Source organism: Agrobacterium sp. rho-13.3 (assembly GCF_033957765.2).
Taxonomy (GTDB): domain Bacteria; phylum Pseudomonadota; class Alphaproteobacteria; order Rhizobiales; family Rhizobiaceae; genus Agrobacterium.
Genome location: NZ_CP192774.1, coordinates 1,602,953 through 1,619,796 on the forward strand (window position 1 = coordinate 1,602,953; position 16,844 = coordinate 1,619,796).

The following is a 16,844-nucleotide window of genomic DNA, read 5'->3' on the forward strand; positions in this document are numbered from 1 at the left end:
TCTTCTCGATCTGTGAAATTTCGGTTCAAACCGATAATACAGACTACAATAACGCCTCACAAATTATAGAATTAAATATTTTATTTATAATAAATATCAAGAAAGAACCACGTTTATCTCTTCAATTATCTTCACAAGCTCTCCATCTATGCTATCCTTTCGAAACTCCTCCAAAATTGTAGAGTTAGATACGCTAAAACCATATTGTTTTTGGAAATAGTTATTTAGATCAATAATGACTTGCTTACCACCTATTCTTTTCTTAGGGCCGATCTCTTTCCACTCTCTGTCGAACTCTTCTTTTGCAATTTTAAGAATCGTGGAAGTATCTCTTTTATCCCTTTTAAGGTTAGAGTATTTTGTAAATTCAGATTGCACGTTTATTAGACAATCATCCTTCACTCGATCAGTGATGTCGGATAGCACTGCTTCGAACTCTTTTTTGCTGATGACTATATTGCGCCTCAGCGCAGATTTAATAAATGCATCAGCAAGAGGATCAAGCTCCAATAAGTAATTTTCAATTTCCTTGCGTCTAAGAACTCTACACCAAACACCTGATGTGCTTAGAACACCTTCAAAATCCTCAATCTGAGCATCGCATCTGTAATCACGGTCGAATAAAGCAACGATCTTGGCATCAATCCCGAACAATTCTTTAAACATCCAGGTCAAATTATCGACGCGCTGCCAGTGTTCATAGCCACCTATTTTAAGCGATATAGTGTCGGGGTCGTTAAGAACGCCGCTCCTGATAATTTTACGCTCTATTTTCTTGTAAATGTTTCTGTCATTTCCTTCAAAGGCGATAATCCTTTTCGCGCGCGTTAGACGGGCAAAATCAGCGTTTTCTGAAGATCCAAGAAGCGCATGAGCGCTTCTATACCCTGCATCCGAAGTAATTCTTGCACCAGTAAGTAGGCCAGGTTTAATCAAAATCACGTCAGTTGCATTCGCTTCATTCATAATTTCAGATGAATGAGTTGCCAAGAATAACTGCCGAAATCTTTTTTTGGCTATATGAAATAGTCGTCGTTGTAAGTCTGCATGCAAATAAACATCAGGCTCATCTAATACTAGGACGTCGTCTTCGCTACCTCGAAGGAAGTGGGTCATCATTTGAAGCCATGCTTGGAAACCAAAGCCAGACCAATACACTTCTCTAGACTTTCCCGATTCTGTATAGAACATCTGCAAAGTGGGAGGGAATGTGCTATTGAGCTCCGTGGCGGAGATATCAACATCTGGCCAGTTTTTTACAATCAAATCTCGAAATTCTTCAAAATGCTCTTTAGGTTTATTTCGCCAGATATTTCTAAAATTCCTAGAAGCGAGTCGTGTAAACTCTATTGATCGCACATAGTCCGCGTCGTTTAATTTCTCACTCTCTTCAAACTGGCCCAGCGTAGGCACGACAACAACTTTTTCTGGAAAAGATTTTTCAAAGAACTTTTTGGTTTTTTCAATCTTATCTTCAGTTTGAATAAATATCTCAGGCTGTTTCTCAGGGTTTATTCTAATGTGGAGTTTATTACCAATCTCATTCGTAATAATTACGATCGCATAATCATCAGAATAATTTCTGCATATGTTTTCCAATGTAACGCTAAATATGGAGTTTGTCGCCTCATACAACGCGCACACACCAAAATCATCGTAGCTTTTTAAGATTGGTACGCGACGTGATGCATATCGCTGAACATCAGAAAAAATACGTAATGCATCGAGTAATGAAGACTTACCGGCATTATTGGGTCCGATAAGAACATTTCTTTCTTTACACGAAACGCTAAAGCTTGCGTGTTTGCGAAAATTAAACAGCTCAATTTTTTTTAGCATCTTGTGTCGCAATATTCCCGGTTAAAGTACTACGCTGGAGAATATTACCTTGGATGACAATCTGAGGTGTAGCTTATTCACAACTTTAAATTTACCACTATTTCGAATTATGGCTTTAGAAATCCTGGGAACCAAACCGCCCCCACCTCGTTCTTCCCCCGGACACCATGTCTGATACTGAAAAGGGAAGAAACATCATGAAAAACAAGGTTTTCGCACTGGCTGCTGCTGCAGCCATGACGGCTTCTATTGCCTATGCACAGACGTCGACGACGGCTCCGGCTGCTCCGCCTGCTGCTGGCGCCGATGCCATGCTTTCTGGTCCTGGCATTACCATGGGCACAAAGGCCAATGGTCCGCTGAAGTTCATCAATGTGCAGAAAACAGACCTCACAGCCTCGCAGCTTGAGGGTCTGGATATCTACAACGCCCAGAATGAAAACATCGGTGAAATCGAAGATGTCGTCATCGGCGATGGCAAGTCCGTCATCGGCCTCGTCGCCAGCGTCGGCGGTTTCCTCGGCATCGACAAGAGCTACGTGGTCCTCGACCCGGCTTCCGTTGCCGTGAACAACGATAACGGCGCATGGAAGGCCTATGTCGACACCACCAAGGCCGCGCTCGAAGCCGCGCCGAAGCTGGACTATGACAAGCTGGACAATTGATCCCACGATTGTTCGACGTCAGGCCCCTGCACGCAAGTGCGGGGGCTTTTTTGTGCTGTGGGTAAAGTCGTTGTCGTTGAGAGAGGGAACTTCACTCGCGATTTCTATCGCTTAGCTGAACTTGGATTAGAGCGGACGGTGCAGCTGTGGGTGCAATGGTAGCAGCCCTCATCCTGAGGTGCCCCGCAGGGGCCTCGAAGGACGAGGGATGCGGGCGACATGCGCCAACCAACGGCTGCTTCGAGGCTCCGGCTTCGCCTGCGCGCCTCTCCTTCGACAAGCTCAGGATGATGCATGAGGACGGTGGGTGAGGCCTGCCCATTAAGACACCCCGAATTCAAGCGAATTAAACATTAAATTCAACACCATAACCAGAACCCACACCCCCTTTATGAAATTTTCGCAACTTTCTCCACACGCGCCAAACCTGCGGCACACTATCCCCGTTCCGTCGCGGATACACCAGAAGGCGTTCTGGCGAGGCGGGGCCGGCGCTGGGGGTGGGAAGACGACGCACAGTCTCATCCTTCAGGGTTCGTGAGAATGGCCACCTCCGGCGACAAGGGAGGTGCAGGGGCAAAGTCGGACCTTTGACCATGCACCAGTCCCAGTCAGTGCGCCGGGTTTGCTTGCGCAGCATGCAACGGGGTGGGCAGACATGGTTTCGGTGTTTCACGTCCGGCTGGTTGGCCAGTGAAGCAGCGACGGTGCGGCAAGTGGTGTGCGGTTTTCCCGGCAGCATGTTCCCGCGCAGCAGGAACACCATGTCTGTCTGCCCCGGCAGATCGGCCGAGTTCACGAGCATAAACCGCTGAACGGGGCGCCGCGAGGTGTCATTTTTACTACCCCTTACGAGGCAGCTTGCAGCGCCCCGTCCGACATACCATGGCCGAGCGCATCGGACCGAAAAGTGTGAAGCGGTTTTCGGATAATCCGATGCGAAAATAAGGCGGTGGAAACAGAAAGAAAATCAAGCCACGGGCAAAACCTGCCGCGTGAACGGCGAAGCTCACTTAAATCACAAGGAACAATATTATGGATGATGAAGACGTGATGGTGACACGCAGGGCAATGCAAGTCCTTGGCATTCCACAAAGCACCTGCCGCCTCGGTCCATGTCGCCGCAACGGTTGCTGCCTTGGCGGTGCACAAGACGCAAACGACCTTCCCTGCCTGTCCAATCTCCCAGCTGCGCAGCGCCATACATATGAGATGCTCATGAGTGAGTTGCGCTTCGCGATGACATCACCGCGAGACTGGCTGATGTCCACCCTGTTCATGACCGATGAAAAGCTGCCATTGTTCGGACCTGTCGTGGATGCCCTGTGCATTCAGGAAAACACAAAGACCCAGCGCGATTTCCGCCGCATCGCAGGTCAGCATCTGCAAAGCAGACTTGCCCGCACTGCACCACCTGCCCTATCATCCAGCCGATAAACATTCAGGAAAACCGCGTGCCTCGATTCCATAAGCCTGCTTTCATTGCCAGCGTTATCATCGCGCTCACCGCTCCAGCCAACGCCCAGGCTCAGGTTCAAACGGGCGGCTGGAAACCCGCAGAGCAGATCAAGACCTACGCCATATCCGGCACGTCAGGCATAGAGCTTTACCGCTCCATCGGCGAGCGCGGCCCGCAGGCGGGCGTTCAGGCCGTGGCTCACACCACCTTCAAGCTCACCTGGCGGCGGGATTATCGTCCCCAGCCGGATGGCGCTTGTGTGCTGGCAACCGCCCGGCCCAACCTCACCATCATCTACACATGGCCAAAAGCGCCGGCAAAGCTGCCGACAGATGTCGCGGCAAGCTGGCAGCGCTTCATCTCCGGTGTGGAAAAACACGAGCGTGTGCATGGCGAGCATATTCTCGACATGGTGAAAAAGATCGAAGCCTATAGCACCGGACTGCGCGCCGAAAACGATCCGCAATGCCAAAAGGTCCGCGTCGTCCTGCAACAGCGGCTGGGAGAACTTTCCAACGAGCAACGCCAGCGCGGACGCGATTTCGACAGGCAGGAGCTGTCAAATGGAGGGGCGGTGCATCAGCTTATTCTTAATCTTGTCAACGGCATTTGATTATTCCGCCGCCTCGCCCTTCAGCAAAGGCTCGGTCAAGATCGCAATCTCCAGCTCGTAGGAATAACCCTCAAGCATCGTATAGGCCTGTTCGATGATCTCGATCTGGCCTTCCGCATTGCGAATGGCATCGGCAATCGACTGGCTGCGGGCCCGCAGCATGGAGCCCAGCACATCCGTCTCCGGCTTGCGGCCAAGGCGGTCCATGTGTTTGCGCACGCGGGCGCGGTGGCGCTCCAGCTCCAGAATGTGGAAACGGCTCTTGAGAATATCGTCGGTCAGCTTGCGGCGCATCGCTGCCACGGGGTCGAAACTGCCGGGTTCGCGCTCATCCAGAATGAACTCGTTGACCAAAGTTTCCAGCATCAGCAAACCGCGCAAATCCTTGGCATCCGCCAGTTGCGGATCATAACCGGTGTCATCAAACACCTTGCGGCGCACGGGGTCTTTCAACAGATCATAGGCCAGTTGCAGCTTGGCAAACTGGTCCGCATCGCCGCCGCTATCCGGGTGGGCGCTCTTGGCCACCTTGCGATAGGCAGACTTGATCGTCGCCTCATTGGCATCCCGCTCAACACCCAGCAAAACATAAGGATCGATCACCGAAACACCTGTACTCGCATTCTCGAAAAACAGCCGACGCAGGCCAAAGCCCATGTGACAGCAAGGGGATCATACCCAACTTTCAACCCGCAAGGCACCCCTGTCTCGCGGTTTTGAACGTAAAACAACACGCACACCCCGCCACCGCCACTTGCCGATACGCCATTACCCGCAAATTTGTCCAGCGCATGGCGATGCGGGATCGCTGCATGACATAATTGTGGAAAGCCGCATCGAAAATAAAAACGTCAACATTTCTCCACACCTCTCACAGCCGGTTTAAAATGCCCGACGAGATCAGCTTATGGCCTACTTTCAACGGGTTATGGCGCAGACGTGGAAAGCCGTGTATTTTAGAAACTACGTCTGGAGGGAGGGTCAGAACGATGTCCGAAACGATTAGCCAAACAGTGTCAGATTATGTGCAGGCCATGACCTATGCCGATGCCAGCCTGTTGCGGGATGTGTTCGATCCCCGCGCCAGCATCGTCGGCAATTATGAGGGCGCCACCGAATGGCTCTCGCTGGAGGATTTCATCCACCAGATCCGCTCGGCAGATCAGGGCTTGCAGGGCCAGAACCCGGATTTCAAAATCCTCGGCATAGACAAAGTCGGCGATTCCGCCTCGGTAAAACTCACCACCCATTTCGCCGGTATGGATTTTTCCGAATATCTCTCCCTGCTGGAGCGCGACAAAAACTGGACCATCATCCACAAGCTCTATTGCCTTCAGGGCTAGAAAGCCGCCTGCGCAAAAAAACAAACTTTTTTAGAGGTCCAATGCAGTTTTCACTTTACACCGAAAAAGAATCTGGTAATTCCACCCTCACTGGAATGCCCTTGTAGCTCAGTTGGTAGAGCACCTGATTTGTAATCAGGGGGTCACGAGTTCGAACCTTGTCGGGGGCACCAGTTTTCTTTCTCCACATTGATAACGCTTCGTTATTCTGTTTTACCCGCAAAAGGTTTTTCAGCTTTGGGGAACTGCGACCTCGCTCTGGGGGCTTCGCTTCAAAATCACACACCATCCTCCATCACAACGGATAGTCTTTGATGATTACGACAAATCAGTTTTTTCAGTCTGGCAATGCGCGCTTGGCATATGGTGAAGCGGGTGAAGGTGAGCCGGTTATTTTGACGCATGGCTATACCTCCAGCACCGCTGTTCAGTGGGGCGATGATGGCGTTTTGCAGTCGTTGCCGGCGGAGTTTCGTGTTATCGCGCTGGATAATCGTGGTCATGGCAACAGCCAGAGCCTGCATCGCCGTGAAGACTATGGGCGGGAAATGGCGCTGGATGCTCTGCGGTTGATGGATCACTTGAAGCTGGAGCGTGCTCATATTCTGGCCTATTCGCTCGGCGCGCATATTGCAGCCCAGACGCTGACGATTGCGCCGGAGCGCATGGCGACATTGACGTTGGGTGGTGGCGTGGGCCGCTGGAACCTGACACCAGAAGAAATTCAGGCCATGTCCGATGAAGCGGATGAAATGGCGGAAGGCGGCATGACCAAACATCTGTTGCGCATGTGGACGGGTTCTCCCAAGCCCGGCCCGGAGGAAGTGGCTCAAATTTCCCGCGAACGGATGAAGGGCAAGGATGCGCTGTCGCTGTCCGCCATCAAACGCTCCATGCCAGACCACGCCGTGACCGTGGATGAGATGGCGGCAAGTATCGAGCGCGGCAACGTGCCGACGCTTGGCATCATCGGTTCGCTGGATTGGCAGGCGGCCGATATGCGCAAACTGAAGCACGCCATTCCACGCATCGAGCATGTCGAAATCGAAGGTGCGACACATGGCAATGCCACGTCTCACCCGCTGTTTCGCGACGCCGTGACCGACTTCCTGAAACGTCATCCGATGAATGCCTGAACGGGGTGAAGACGCTTGCGCGCAACGCCCTGGGCAAAATCCAGGGCGAGCGCTCTTCATTCTAAAAAAATGATTATTTCATAAAATGACTACACAATATTATGTATTCGTCATTTAGATTTGACGTCCTTAGACTAATCAATCTTGAGATCAGTGGACGAGACTACGCATGCGGCTCAGTATTCAGCAGATGCAACTCACGGCGGCAACGGTTATCGCGACGAGTTGTTTGTTGCTCGCCAGTCTCATAATATTTCCCAGTGTCAGCAATTATCTGAAATACCGGTCCAGCACCGAGGAATTCGCCAGATATGATACGGCGTTAAAAGCGCTGTGGTCGATTTCGGCTGAGCGAGGGCCGTCCAACACCATTATGGGACGCACCGACGACGCCGAGGCGCTGACAAAGGCACTCGTGCAAGCGCGGCACGAAACCGACGATAACCTTGAAAAATTGCGCCGCGTTCTGGCGGCAGACATTGAAAAAACGCCCGCTTTGACGGACGCCTTCAAGGATGTGAAAGCACAAATCGCCTATGCGCGCGGGATGGTGGACAGGGTTGCAAGCCTTCCCGAGAAGGATCGTACGGGCTTCACGCTGTCTGTTGCCATTCGCGCCATGTTCGACGCTGCGGATGGTGGCCAACGCTTGCGAGACGCGGTTGGGCAAACTGTCGTCAAAAATGCGCCGGTCATCGGTTTGGATATCGTCATTGTCGGTGCAGCTGGCACGATGCGCGACAGAATTGGCAGACTTGGTTCCTACGTGGTCATCAGCATCGGCACAGATGAATTGACGAGAGCAAAATACCGCGCCACGTTTGAAAATGAGTTGCAGCGCGTCATGTCCATCAGGACATTGCTGAAAACCTACTCGGCCTCCTACATGCAATCGCCTGACGTTGAACAGGCCATTGCCGATGTGGAACGGATGTATTTCGATACGGCGTTGCCATACGCACAGGCGGTGATCAACCAGCGACCCGGAGAACATTCTACGGATGCCGAGGAGTTTTCGCAGAGATACGTGGACGGCATGACGTCGACGTCGACGTTGCGCGACCTTCTTGTTCAGTCGGTGCACAACAAGACGCTGAGCGAAAAGAGCCAGGCCGTTATGACGGCGATCATGTCGGTCGCTTTGACCCTGATCGCGATCACCGCGATGGCAATACTGGTCTTCATTTATCGCAAGACATTGCTTCTGCCGATGCTCAGTGCCCGACGGCAGATCGTCGCAATTGCGCATGGAGACCTGACCGACACACAGCACACACCCGACATGGCGCGGGAGATGGAACAGATGTTTCACGGGCTGGAATTCCTGAAAGAGCAATTGCGCAGCAAACAAACGCTTGAACGGGAACGCGAGGAGATGGCCGAGCAACTGTGGAAACTCTCCCGCACCGACCCACTCACCGGCACATTCAATCGCCGCGCGCTGGAAGAGGTCGCGGGCTATATTTTCACGGAAACGCGCACGGCAAGCAAGGGTATCGGCGTTATGATCGTCGATGTCGATCATTTCAAATCGATCAATGATCACTATGGCCATACTGTCGGCGACAGCGTGCTGAAGACCATAGCGGACGTATTGAGCAAAAATCTCCGCGATACCGATATTCTTGCGCGCTACGGCGGCGAGGAATTTGTGATCTTACTCCAAGACGTGACGCAAAACATGTCGACGCAAAGCGCCGAGCGTCTGCGTTACGAAATTGAGGCCGCTTCGATGGATGAGGCTGACGACCTGTCCGTGACCGCAAGCTTCGGTGTTGCCTGGCGAGACGCAAATAGCACACTCAGCTGGAAAGACCTGATGGTCATCGCAGATGAACGGCTTTACGAGGCAAAACGCGCCGGTCGAAACCGTGTCTCAGCCGGTACTCTGCAAACGGCCTGTTGACGCCGTCAAGACAGATCCAGCGTCATCACCACCGGGCAATGGTCTGACGCCTTGGGCCGGTCCCAGCCGGTGCGCGGGTATCTCTCCACCTCCTGCCCCGGCGGAAAGAGGGTGCGGTACGGCTGGCCGGCACGGACGATTTCAGGCACGCGCTGCGCGTTGGTTTCGGCCAGATGCTGGGAAAGCCAGATGTAATCCAGCTGGCACAGATGCTGTTCCTGCGGGCCGCGGGAGTGGTACAATGTCCAGCGGTCCATCACGTCGCGGCGCAGCACCGGGTTCACGGCAAAACCATCACGGCTGAAAAGATCAAGCGCGCTGTGTTCTTCCGCCGCTGGCGTAAAGCTGTAGCCGGTGCGCCGGTTGCCGGAAATCACCACCCGCTCCTGATAATCATTCATGTCACCACAAATGGCAAAGTTCGTGGATCGTGAACCGTCCGGCCCGAAGCGATTTTCGATGATGCGGCGAATGGCACTGACCTCGGCGCGCCGCACCGGCATTGTGGACAACCGCGCATCGCCCTGTTCGCGGGCATTGGTCATGGACTTCAGATGGGTGACATAAAGCGAAAACGGTTTTCCACCGATGCGCAGATCAAGCTCAAGGCAATCCCGTTTGAAAATCTTGTCATCGATGCGGTTCGTCAGGGCCAGTTCTTCGCTGAACAGACCAAAATCGCGATAGGTCAGGGCCGCATGGCTTTTGATATCGACAAGTTCGATCTTCTCACCATCCAGCGTTTCCTCACGCATGATGACGGCAACATCGATGCCCCGTCCGTCATTGCCCTCGACCAGATATTTCTGCCGATAACCATTGCCGACCATGCGGAACAGATAACCGTATTCGAAGGCCTGGAGGGCGGCCATGTTATCGATTTCCTGAAGGCAGAGAATGTCCGCATCGGCATCTGCAATGGCAAGGGCGGAAAGCTGGCGCGTGTCATCGGTGGAGGCCAACATGCGCGCACTTTCCAGCGCCTGATAGGTCGCCTCATCGCGCACATCAAACAACTGCATGGCACGGTCGCGCCGCGTCTGGTTGCGAAAACCGGTATAGTCGAAACGTGTCAGAAGATTTTCGATATTGAACGTGGCAAGCCGCAGCGACATGAATCATTCCCGGTTGATAACCGTCAGACTATCCATTTCGCGAGCAACTTGCCAAGGCAAGCTTCATAACCGCCATGCGGAGCGAATGACGACCGGGAATGTGGAGCCGATGGCGGCGGGTTCGCGGGAATAGGCGCGCAGCACCTGCCCATCCGGCAATGTCAGACGCAAGGCATAACGTTCACCTTCATAGAGGACGTTTGTGACGCGGCAGCCTATGCCCTGAGCATCGGCGATGACGTCCTGCGGACGAACGAGAATATCACTACGCGGTGATACACCCTCTCGCGCTGAGAAGGCGGGGCTTAGCGTGGCCCAATCCAGGGCGCGTGGAGCGCTTTCCGGCAAGGTCAGCGACAGGATTGTGCCCTGCCCCACCAGTGAGCCGACCAGCTTGCCTTCCGGTCTGGCATAAAGTTCGGCGGGAGCTGCCATTTGCAACACCTTGCCTTGCGACATGACGGCGACATCGGTGGCGAGAGCCATGGCTTCGGCCTGATCATGCGTGACATAAACCATCGTTGCGCCTGATGTGGCGTGGAACTCGCGGAACGTTTCTTCCATTTCCTGCCGCAAGTGACGATCAAGATTGGCAAGGGGTTCATCCAGAAGCACGACATCCGGCTCAGTGACGAGGCAACGGGCCAGCGCCACGCGCTGCCGCTGTCCCCCAGACAATTCAGATGGACGCCGATCGGCATAGTTTTCCAGCCGCACGGTGGCCAGCGCATCGGCGACTTTGCGGCGGTAACGTTCGCCGGAAATGCCGCGGACTTTGAGGGGATAACCAGCATTATCGGCAACCGTCATATGCGGCCAGAGCGCGTAGGACTGGAACACCATGGCCATATTGCGGCGTTCCGGCGGTACCATGTTTCCGGCATCTGCCAAGACCCTTTCGCCCAGCAGAATGGCGCCATCCGTTGGCTGTTCGAAACCGGCGATCATACGCAAAATCGTGGTCTTGCCGCAGCCGGAAGGGCCGAGAAGCGCCAGAAACCCGCCGTCACGCACCGTCAGGGACACATCATCCACGGCCGGTTTGCCAGTGCCAAAACTCTTGGACAGGCGGTTGAGGATCAGTTTCGCCACGGCACAACTCCTTTCGGCAATTTTCTGCCGAGCAGTTCCAGAAGCAGCATGAGAACGATCACCATCAACACCACCAGAACGGAAAGGGCTGAGGCCAGATCGAAACTACCGCTATCATCAAGATTATAAATCACCACGCCCAGCGTCTGGGTTCCTGCGGACCAGAGTAGCGCAGACACCGTCAACTCGTTGCAGGCAATGAGGAAGACGAGAATGACCGACGCCCCCGCCGCAGGCCCGACGAGCGGCAGGATGATGTCTTTCATGCGCCGCCAGAAACCGGCCCCGGCCAGCCGCGCCGCCTCTTCCAGCGCTGGATCGAACTGCATAAACGCGCTGACCATCGGCTTGAGGCTGACCGCGAAGAAGGACGAGAAATAGGCAAGCAGGATGATCCACAAAGTGCCGTACAGCGTGACCCCAAGCAGCGGGATGGGCGCGGCAAACAGCAGCACATAACACACGGAAATCACCACGCCCGGCAGCGCATAGGGAATGTCCACCAGCGCCGACAGCAGGAACATGAAGCGGCTTTTGCCACGCACGAGGAAATAGGCCGTCAGTACGGTTAAAAACAAAAGGCACAACGCCGTGGCCGTGGCGAGGAACAGGGAGTTGGTGAAGGCGGTGCGCGTGACGGTCTGCCGGAACAGGATTTCCTGATAGGCGTGCACCGTCGCGGTTTTGAGGCTGAGCGGAACGCCATAGGCCGGGGCCAGCGAACTGGCAACAAGTGCCGTCAGCGGTGCCACCAGCATGATGAAAATGCCAAGCCACAGTGCAAGCTCCGCCAGCCCGCGCCATCTGCCCAAACGGAAGGTTGCGGCTTTGCCGGACAGGCCGATGATGCGGTAATCGCGGCCCTTCAACGCCCGCTCCTGTATGGCAAGGCCGATGACGGAGATGATGGCAATCATGCCGGACAGCATGGCGATATCGCCGAAGGTGCTGCTGCCAAAACTGGCAAAGCGGTTATAAATCAGCGTTGGCAGGGTAAAGATGGAGGCTGGAATGCCCAGAATGGCCGGAATGCCGAAATTGCCGACACCCGACACGAAAGCGATCGCCGCACCGGCAATCAGGCCCGGCATGGCAAGCGGCAGAATGATGTCTTTCAGCACTCGCCAAGAGGATGCGCCGGACAGTTTCGCGGCCTCGATACCATCTTGCGGCAAGGCCAACAGCCCGGCCCGCAGCGACAAGTACACCAACGGCGCGTGCTGCACACCGAGAAGCAAAGCGATGCCACCGATGGAATAAAGCGGTTGCGGCGACCCCATGGCGGGCGCAAGGCCGATGGCTTTCAAAAGCGTGCTGGATGGCCCGGTCATGCCGATCCATGACAGCGCCGTAACCTGCGGCGGGATCATCATCGGCAGCATGAACAGGAAACTGAGGATCAATTTGCCGCGGATATCGCAAAGCGTCAGCGCCAGCGCAAAACCGGCACCGATGATCAGGGAAATCACCATGCCCAGAAACGAGGTGGACAGCGTGTTGAAAGCCGCCTGCCAGAGCGCAGGATCACCCAGCAACACCCACACATCACCGCGCAGTGCGGAGATGATGCCCGTATAGGCCAGCCGGCCCAGCGGCAGAGCGCTGAGCATGAAGACCACCGAGACGACAAAAGGAAACAGCCAGCGCGGCTGGCTGTTTCCGGTAAGTTTACGTGTTCGCATGAATGCGGATCAGCCCTTGGAGCCGAAGATATCGGAGAAGGTTTTCAGGTCCGTCTCGGAGTTCTTCAGTGCTTCTGTCGGATTGATGGACAGCACCTTGATCTTGTCACGTGCCGGGAAACCCTCTGGCAGAGCAACATCGTTGCGGGCTGGAATGTAACCGAGCTTGGCGAAACCTTCCTGTCCCTTGGTGGACAGAACGTAATCGACAAACTTCTTTGCAGCGTCTGCATGTTTGGTGTGGGCCAGAATGCCGACCGGCTCGGTGACGGCAGAAACGCCCTCTTCCGGGAACACGAATTCAACCGGAGCGCCCTTGGCCTTTTCGCGGATTGGCATGTAATCCACCACCACGCCGTAAGCCTTTTCACCGGAAGCGACGGCCTTCAGCACGGCACCATTGCCACCAGCGGCGATTGCGCCGTTGTTCTTCAGCGCCTTGTAATAATCCCAGCCGAGGCCGCTTGCGCCAGCCAGCGTCTGTGCGTGAATGAGGGCTGCACCTGATGTCAGCGGGCTTGGCATGGACACGAGGCCCTTGGCTTCCGGCTTTTCAAGGTCTTTCCAGCTGGTCGGTTTCATCGCGGCCTGCGTGTTGTACATGATGCCTGTCGTGATGAGCTTGGTGGAGTAATAATACCCATCTGCATCATACAGCGTGGCATCGTAGTGAACGGCTTCCGGCGACTTGTAGGCCAGGAGCTGTTTTGCCTGCTTCATGCGTTCCAGCGTCACGGTGTCGGCAATCAGCAGCACGTCGGCAACGGGGTTGCCCGCTTCAATTTCGGCCATCAACTTCGCCATGATCTTCGGCGTACCGTCGCGAACCCACTCGACATCAACGCCGGGATTGGCGGCCTTAAAGCCATCGACAGTGGCCTGTGCATCTTCATTCGGCTGGCTGGTGTACAGCACCAGATCGGCGGCTTGGGCGCTGCCGATCAGAACGCCGAGAGAAACAATGGCCGTGAAGGCGGAAAGAAGCGTTTTCATGAAATCCGGTCCCTGTTGTTAGGTGGGACCGCTAAAGCACACATGCATAACATGGATGTGACAGGAAGGATTTTATCAGAGGGTAACGGTGCCTTCGATCAAGGTCGTGACCGCCCCGCCGATCCAGATGTCGTCACCGATCTTATCGACGCTGACGCGCCCTGCCCGTCCAAGGACCGTGCCCTGGCTTGCGACATAGCTGGCTGGCGCAATACCGGCACCGATCAGCCATTGGGCGATCCCTGCATTCAGGCTGCCGGTGACGGGGTCTTCGACACTTTCAAAAAAGGCTCTGACCTCGAAATCTGCATCGACATCATCGTCGCTACCGCATGGCGCGACAACGCCGACCTTCAAGTCTTTGAGCACGGCGTAATCTGGCCTGATATTCAAGACATCCGCCCTCGTTTTCAGCAACACAGACAGCCAGCCGGGACCGTTATCCGTCCAGTTCGCGTCGACGATGACACTGGGCGACAGGTCAAAAGCGGCGGCGACTTGCGCAACGGCTTTAGCATCCACCGGGCCGGATTTGCGCAAGGGCGGTGCGGCGAAAGCCAGCTTTCCATCCGACACTCTGACCTTGATCAGCCCCGCCGCGCACTCCTGCACCACTTCGCTCTGGCCGGGTTTGCCGTGGCGGGAAAGCCAGACGTGGCATGTGCCGAGCGTGGGGTGGCCCGCGAAAGGAAGCTCGCCGGTGGGCGTAAAAATCCGCACGCGATAGTCGGCCTGCGGCGATGTCGGCTTTAGCAGAAATGTCGTTTCGCTGAGGTTCGTCCAGTTTGCAAAGGTCGCCATCTGCTCATCCGACAGATCATCTGCATCGCACACCACGGCCAGCGGGTTGCCTTTGAGCGGATGCGCGGAAAAGACGTCGACCTGCTGAAAGGCGTGTTGGATGGGCATAGGAAAACCTTTTCGTGAAGATCATGAAACGCGAAACTATCGTCATCCTAGGGCTTGTCCCTAGGATCTAATCACGTCTCCAAAATTGCAACGTCGCAGATCCTCGGGACAAGCCCGAGGATGACGGAAACGTTGGTTATTGGAGCTGCCGCTTATACCAGCGGCACCGTTTCTTTGGTTGCCGTATCTGCACTGGCAATCAAACGGCCGAGGCGTTTGATGCCTTCATCGATCATCTGTTCGTTGGCGCAGGAGAAGCTGATGCGCAAGGTATTGCTGCCGGAGCCATCCGCAAAGAAGGCCTTGCCGGGAACAAACGCCACGCGCTCCGTTGCCAGAGATTTCGCCAGCAATTCCGCACCATCAAGACCTTCAGGCAGGGTAATCCAGATGAACATGCCGCCTTCGGGACGCACCCAGCGGGCCGACTTCGGCATATACTTATCGAGTGCCCCCAGCATCGCATCACGGCGTGCGCTGTAAGCAGCCTTGATCTTGGCGACCTGCTTGTCGAAACCACGCGACGCGACATGCTCGATGGCCATCTGGTTGATGGTCGAGGAATGCAGATCGGCAGCCTGCTTCATCAACACCAGCTTGCGAATGACCGGCATGGCCGCAACGACAAAGCCAACACGCAGACCAGGCGCCAGCGTCTTGGAGAAGCTGCCGGAATAGATGGTGCGGGTCTTTTCGATCCCGCCGCTGCGGGCGATATCCAGCGCCAGAATAGGCGTGACAGGTTCGCCATCAAAACGCAGGTTCTGGTACGCGCCATCTTCGATGACGGCGATATCCATCTCATCGGCCAGTTCCAGCACTCTTCCACGTCCAGCAAGATCAACCGTCTCGCCCGTCGGGTTGGAGAAGTCTGCGGACAGATAGGCGAACTTGACGGCACCCCCGGCCTTGGCCGCAGTGTCGCGGTAGGTCTGCGGCGTGCGGTTGCCATTGGGGTTCAGCTGATCGTAATTCGGCTCGTAGGCATTGAAGGCCGAAAGCGCGCCGAGATAGGTCGGCCATGTCACCAGCGCCGTGTCTTTTGGCGACAGGAACAGCTTGCCAAGATAATCCAGCGCCTGCTGCGAACCCGACGTGATGAACACGTTATCGACCGAGCAGTCGATGCCTATTTTCGCCATGTCCTGCACGATCCATTCGCGCAGCGGCTTGTAACCTTCGCTGACGGAATATTGCAGGGCAGAGTTCACCTGCGGACCGGAGAAAATATCCGCGTACGCCTGCTTGAATTCCTGATCCGGAAACAGCGCAGGGTCGGGAATACCGCCTGCAAACGAAATGATATCCGGCTGCTCCAAGAGCTTCAGCAATTCACGAATTTCAGATGCCTTCATGCGCGAGGAGCGCGTGGCGAAAATTTGTTCCCAATCCAGCATGGGTTCGTTTCCTCTTGTCTGTTCTTCTGCGCATAGATGTATCGGAATACTGATAGGTCAGCAATGCTGACTTATCGATTTTCGGTACGGTTTTTGTGGGTTTTTTGCGCGTTCTCCCAAATGCCGCATAGGCAATACATCTTCGACCAAGAGTCTACAATCGGCTTCACGATGGATTGACGTGGAGACGTTTTCCGGCTGGATTGCTGACCAACTGATTTGACGCATGGAGGAGGAAAAAATGCTCAAGAACATCGACCCGGCTTTGAATGCCGATGTGTTGCACGCGCTGCGCGCCATGGGCCACGGCGATACGCTGGTGGTAACGGACACCAACTTCCCATCCGACAGCGTGGCGCAACAAACCGTCGTGGGTCAGGTTCTGCGCATGGAAAACATCTCCGCCGCCCGCGCCATGAAAGCCATCCTCTCCGTTTTGCCGCTCGACACGCCTTTGCAGCCCTCCGTGGGCCGCATGGAAGTCATGGGCGCACCAGACCAGATCGAACCCGTGCAGGCGGAAGTTCAAAAAGAAATCGACGCCGCAGAAGGCAAATCCGCCCCGATGTATGGCATTGAGCGCTTTGCGTTTTATGAGCAGGCCAAAGACGCCTATTGCGTGATTACGACCGGCGAAACACGGTTTTATGGGTGCTTTATTTTGACCAAGGGTGTGATTGCGCCGGGGACTTAAG

The 16,844-nt window shown here is 54.9% G+C and carries 16 protein-coding genes and 1 tRNA gene; 8 read left to right on the top strand and 9 right to left on the bottom strand.

The genetic code is table 11. The features are described from left to right. Positions 1-96: 96 nt before the first annotated feature. Positions 97-1,839, bottom strand: a complete 1,743-nt coding sequence (locus RMR16_RS08070) for an ATP-dependent nuclease (RefSeq protein WP_320202197.1) — start codon at positions 1,837-1,839, stop codon at positions 97-99. Positions 1,840-2,036: 197 nt separating this feature from the next. On the opposite strand from RMR16_RS08070, the gene RMR16_RS08075 reads away from it, so the two are divergent. Beyond that, positions 2,037-2,504: a PRC-barrel domain-containing protein gene (locus RMR16_RS08075; RefSeq protein ID WP_320202196.1), complete on the top strand. Its 468-nt coding sequence runs from the start codon at positions 2,037-2,039 to the stop codon at positions 2,502-2,504. An 849-nt stretch (positions 2,505-3,353) separates the two neighbouring features. On the opposite strand, the gene RMR16_RS08080 is transcribed toward RMR16_RS08075, so the two are convergent. Further along, positions 3,354-3,707 (bottom strand): hypothetical protein, encoded by a 354-nt coding sequence (locus RMR16_RS08080; protein ID WP_432353377.1) that lies wholly within the window; start codon positions 3,705-3,707, stop codon positions 3,354-3,356. Between the two features lie 15 nt (positions 3,708-3,722). Here RMR16_RS08080 and RMR16_RS08085 point away from each other — a divergent pair, with 15 nt between their 5' ends. After that, positions 3,723-3,941 carry a hypothetical protein gene (locus tag RMR16_RS08085; protein ID WP_320200389.1) on the top strand — a complete coding sequence of 73 codons (219 nt, stop codon included), beginning with the start codon at positions 3,723-3,725 and terminating at the stop codon, positions 3,939-3,941. 56 nt (positions 3,942-3,997) lie between these two features. Then, complete coding sequence (locus RMR16_RS08090) at positions 3,998-4,576, top strand: DUF922 domain-containing Zn-dependent protease (RefSeq protein WP_320200593.1); 579 nt, start codon at positions 3,998-4,000, stop codon at positions 4,574-4,576. Here RMR16_RS08090 and RMR16_RS08095 read toward each other — a convergent pair whose 3' ends face one another. Beyond that, positions 4,577-5,233, bottom strand: coding sequence for a J domain-containing protein (locus RMR16_RS08095; RefSeq protein ID WP_320200390.1), 657 nt, complete (start codon positions 5,231-5,233; stop codon positions 4,577-4,579). Positions 5,234-5,565: 332 nt separating this feature from the next. Between RMR16_RS08095 and RMR16_RS08100 the strand changes: the two genes are divergently transcribed. From RMR16_RS08100 to RMR16_RS08115, 4 genes are all read left to right on the top strand, one after another. Further along, positions 5,566-5,919, top strand: a complete 354-nt coding sequence (locus RMR16_RS08100) for a nuclear transport factor 2 family protein (RefSeq protein WP_320200391.1) — start codon at positions 5,566-5,568, stop codon at positions 5,917-5,919. 97 nt (positions 5,920-6,016) lie between these two features. Beyond that, positions 6,017-6,092, top strand: a tRNA-Thr gene (locus tag RMR16_RS08105). A 141-nt stretch (positions 6,093-6,233) separates the two neighbouring features. Continuing rightward, a complete protein-coding gene (locus tag RMR16_RS08110; protein ID WP_320200392.1) occupies positions 6,234-7,055 on the top strand; it encodes an alpha/beta fold hydrolase in 822 nt (273 codons plus the stop codon). Between the two features lie 169 nt (positions 7,056-7,224). Beyond that, positions 7,225-8,961 carry a GGDEF domain-containing protein gene (locus RMR16_RS08115; protein ID WP_320200393.1) on the top strand — a complete coding sequence of 579 codons (1,737 nt, stop codon included), beginning with the start codon at positions 7,225-7,227 and terminating at the stop codon, positions 8,959-8,961. Positions 8,962-8,966: 5 nt separating this feature from the next. On the opposite strand, the gene RMR16_RS08120 is transcribed toward RMR16_RS08115, so the two are convergent. The 6 genes from RMR16_RS08120 to RMR16_RS08145 form a co-directional block, all read right to left on the bottom strand. Beyond that, a complete protein-coding gene (locus RMR16_RS08120; protein WP_320200394.1) occupies positions 8,967-10,076 on the bottom strand; it encodes an endonuclease/exonuclease/phosphatase family protein in 1,110 nt (369 codons plus the stop codon). Positions 10,077-10,139: 63 nt separating this feature from the next. Beyond that, a complete protein-coding gene (locus RMR16_RS08125) occupies positions 10,140-11,168 on the bottom strand; it encodes an ABC transporter ATP-binding protein (RefSeq protein WP_320200395.1) in 1,029 nt (342 codons plus the stop codon). After that, the gene (locus tag RMR16_RS08130; protein ID WP_320200396.1) at positions 11,156-12,850 is read right to left on the bottom strand and encodes an ABC transporter permease; all 1,695 of its coding nucleotides are present in this window, start codon (positions 12,848-12,850) and stop codon (positions 11,156-11,158) included. Before RMR16_RS08130 ends, RMR16_RS08125 begins: the two co-directional genes overlap by 13 nt. Positions 12,851-12,859: 9 nt before the next feature. Further along, entirely contained in the window at positions 12,860-13,843 is a 984-nt protein-coding gene (locus RMR16_RS08135; protein WP_320200397.1) for an ABC transporter substrate-binding protein, read from the bottom strand. A 75-nt stretch (positions 13,844-13,918) separates the two neighbouring features. Beyond that, positions 13,919-14,752 carry a PhzF family phenazine biosynthesis protein gene (locus RMR16_RS08140; protein ID WP_320200398.1) on the bottom strand — a complete coding sequence of 278 codons (834 nt, stop codon included), beginning with the start codon at positions 14,750-14,752 and terminating at the stop codon, positions 13,919-13,921. Between the two features lie 152 nt (positions 14,753-14,904). Further along, the gene (locus tag RMR16_RS08145; RefSeq protein WP_320200399.1) at positions 14,905-16,149 is read right to left on the bottom strand and encodes a PLP-dependent aminotransferase family protein; all 1,245 of its coding nucleotides are present in this window, start codon (positions 16,147-16,149) and stop codon (positions 14,905-14,907) included. 241 nt (positions 16,150-16,390) lie between these two features. On the opposite strand from RMR16_RS08145, the gene RMR16_RS08150 reads away from it, so the two are divergent. Beyond that, entirely contained in the window at positions 16,391-16,843 is a 453-nt protein-coding gene (locus RMR16_RS08150; protein WP_320200400.1) for an RbsD/FucU family protein, read from the top strand. Position 16,844 lies beyond the last annotated feature (1 nt).

What these genes read in the sequence shown, in the direction of transcription:
- RMR16_RS08070 (WP_320202197.1), bottom strand. Translation starts at nt 1,839, where the DNA reads ATGCTAAAAAAAATTGAGCTGTTTAATTTTCGCAAACACGCAAGCTTT.
- RMR16_RS08075 (WP_320202196.1), top strand. Translation starts at nt 2,037, where the DNA reads ATGAAAAACAAGGTTTTCGCACTGGCTGCTGCTGCAGCCATGACGGCT.
- RMR16_RS08080 (WP_432353377.1), bottom strand. Translation starts at nt 3,707, where the DNA reads ATGGCGCTGCGCAGCTGGGAGATTGGACAGGCAGGGAAGGTCGTTTGC.
- RMR16_RS08085 (WP_320200389.1), top strand. Translation starts at nt 3,723, where the DNA reads ATGAGTGAGTTGCGCTTCGCGATGACATCACCGCGAGACTGGCTGATG.
- RMR16_RS08095 (WP_320200390.1), bottom strand. Translation starts at nt 5,233, where the DNA reads ATGGGCTTTGGCCTGCGTCGGCTGTTTTTCGAGAATGCGAGTACAGGT.
- RMR16_RS08100 (WP_320200391.1), top strand. Translation starts at nt 5,566, where the DNA reads ATGTCCGAAACGATTAGCCAAACAGTGTCAGATTATGTGCAGGCCATG.
- RMR16_RS08110 (WP_320200392.1), top strand. Translation starts at nt 6,234, where the DNA reads ATGATTACGACAAATCAGTTTTTTCAGTCTGGCAATGCGCGCTTGGCA.
- RMR16_RS08115 (WP_320200393.1), top strand. Translation starts at nt 7,225, where the DNA reads ATGCGGCTCAGTATTCAGCAGATGCAACTCACGGCGGCAACGGTTATC.
- RMR16_RS08120 (WP_320200394.1), bottom strand. Translation starts at nt 10,076, where the DNA reads ATGTCGCTGCGGCTTGCCACGTTCAATATCGAAAATCTTCTGACACGT.
- RMR16_RS08130 (WP_320200396.1), bottom strand. Translation starts at nt 12,850, where the DNA reads ATGCGAACACGTAAACTTACCGGAAACAGCCAGCCGCGCTGGCTGTTT.
- RMR16_RS08135 (WP_320200397.1), bottom strand. Translation starts at nt 13,843, where the DNA reads ATGAAAACGCTTCTTTCCGCCTTCACGGCCATTGTTTCTCTCGGCGTT.
- RMR16_RS08140 (WP_320200398.1), bottom strand. Translation starts at nt 14,752, where the DNA reads ATGCCCATCCAACACGCCTTTCAGCAGGTCGACGTCTTTTCCGCGCAT.
- RMR16_RS08145 (WP_320200399.1), bottom strand. Translation starts at nt 16,149, where the DNA reads ATGCTGGATTGGGAACAAATTTTCGCCACGCGCTCCTCGCGCATGAAG.
- RMR16_RS08150 (WP_320200400.1), top strand. Translation starts at nt 16,391, where the DNA reads ATGCTCAAGAACATCGACCCGGCTTTGAATGCCGATGTGTTGCACGCG.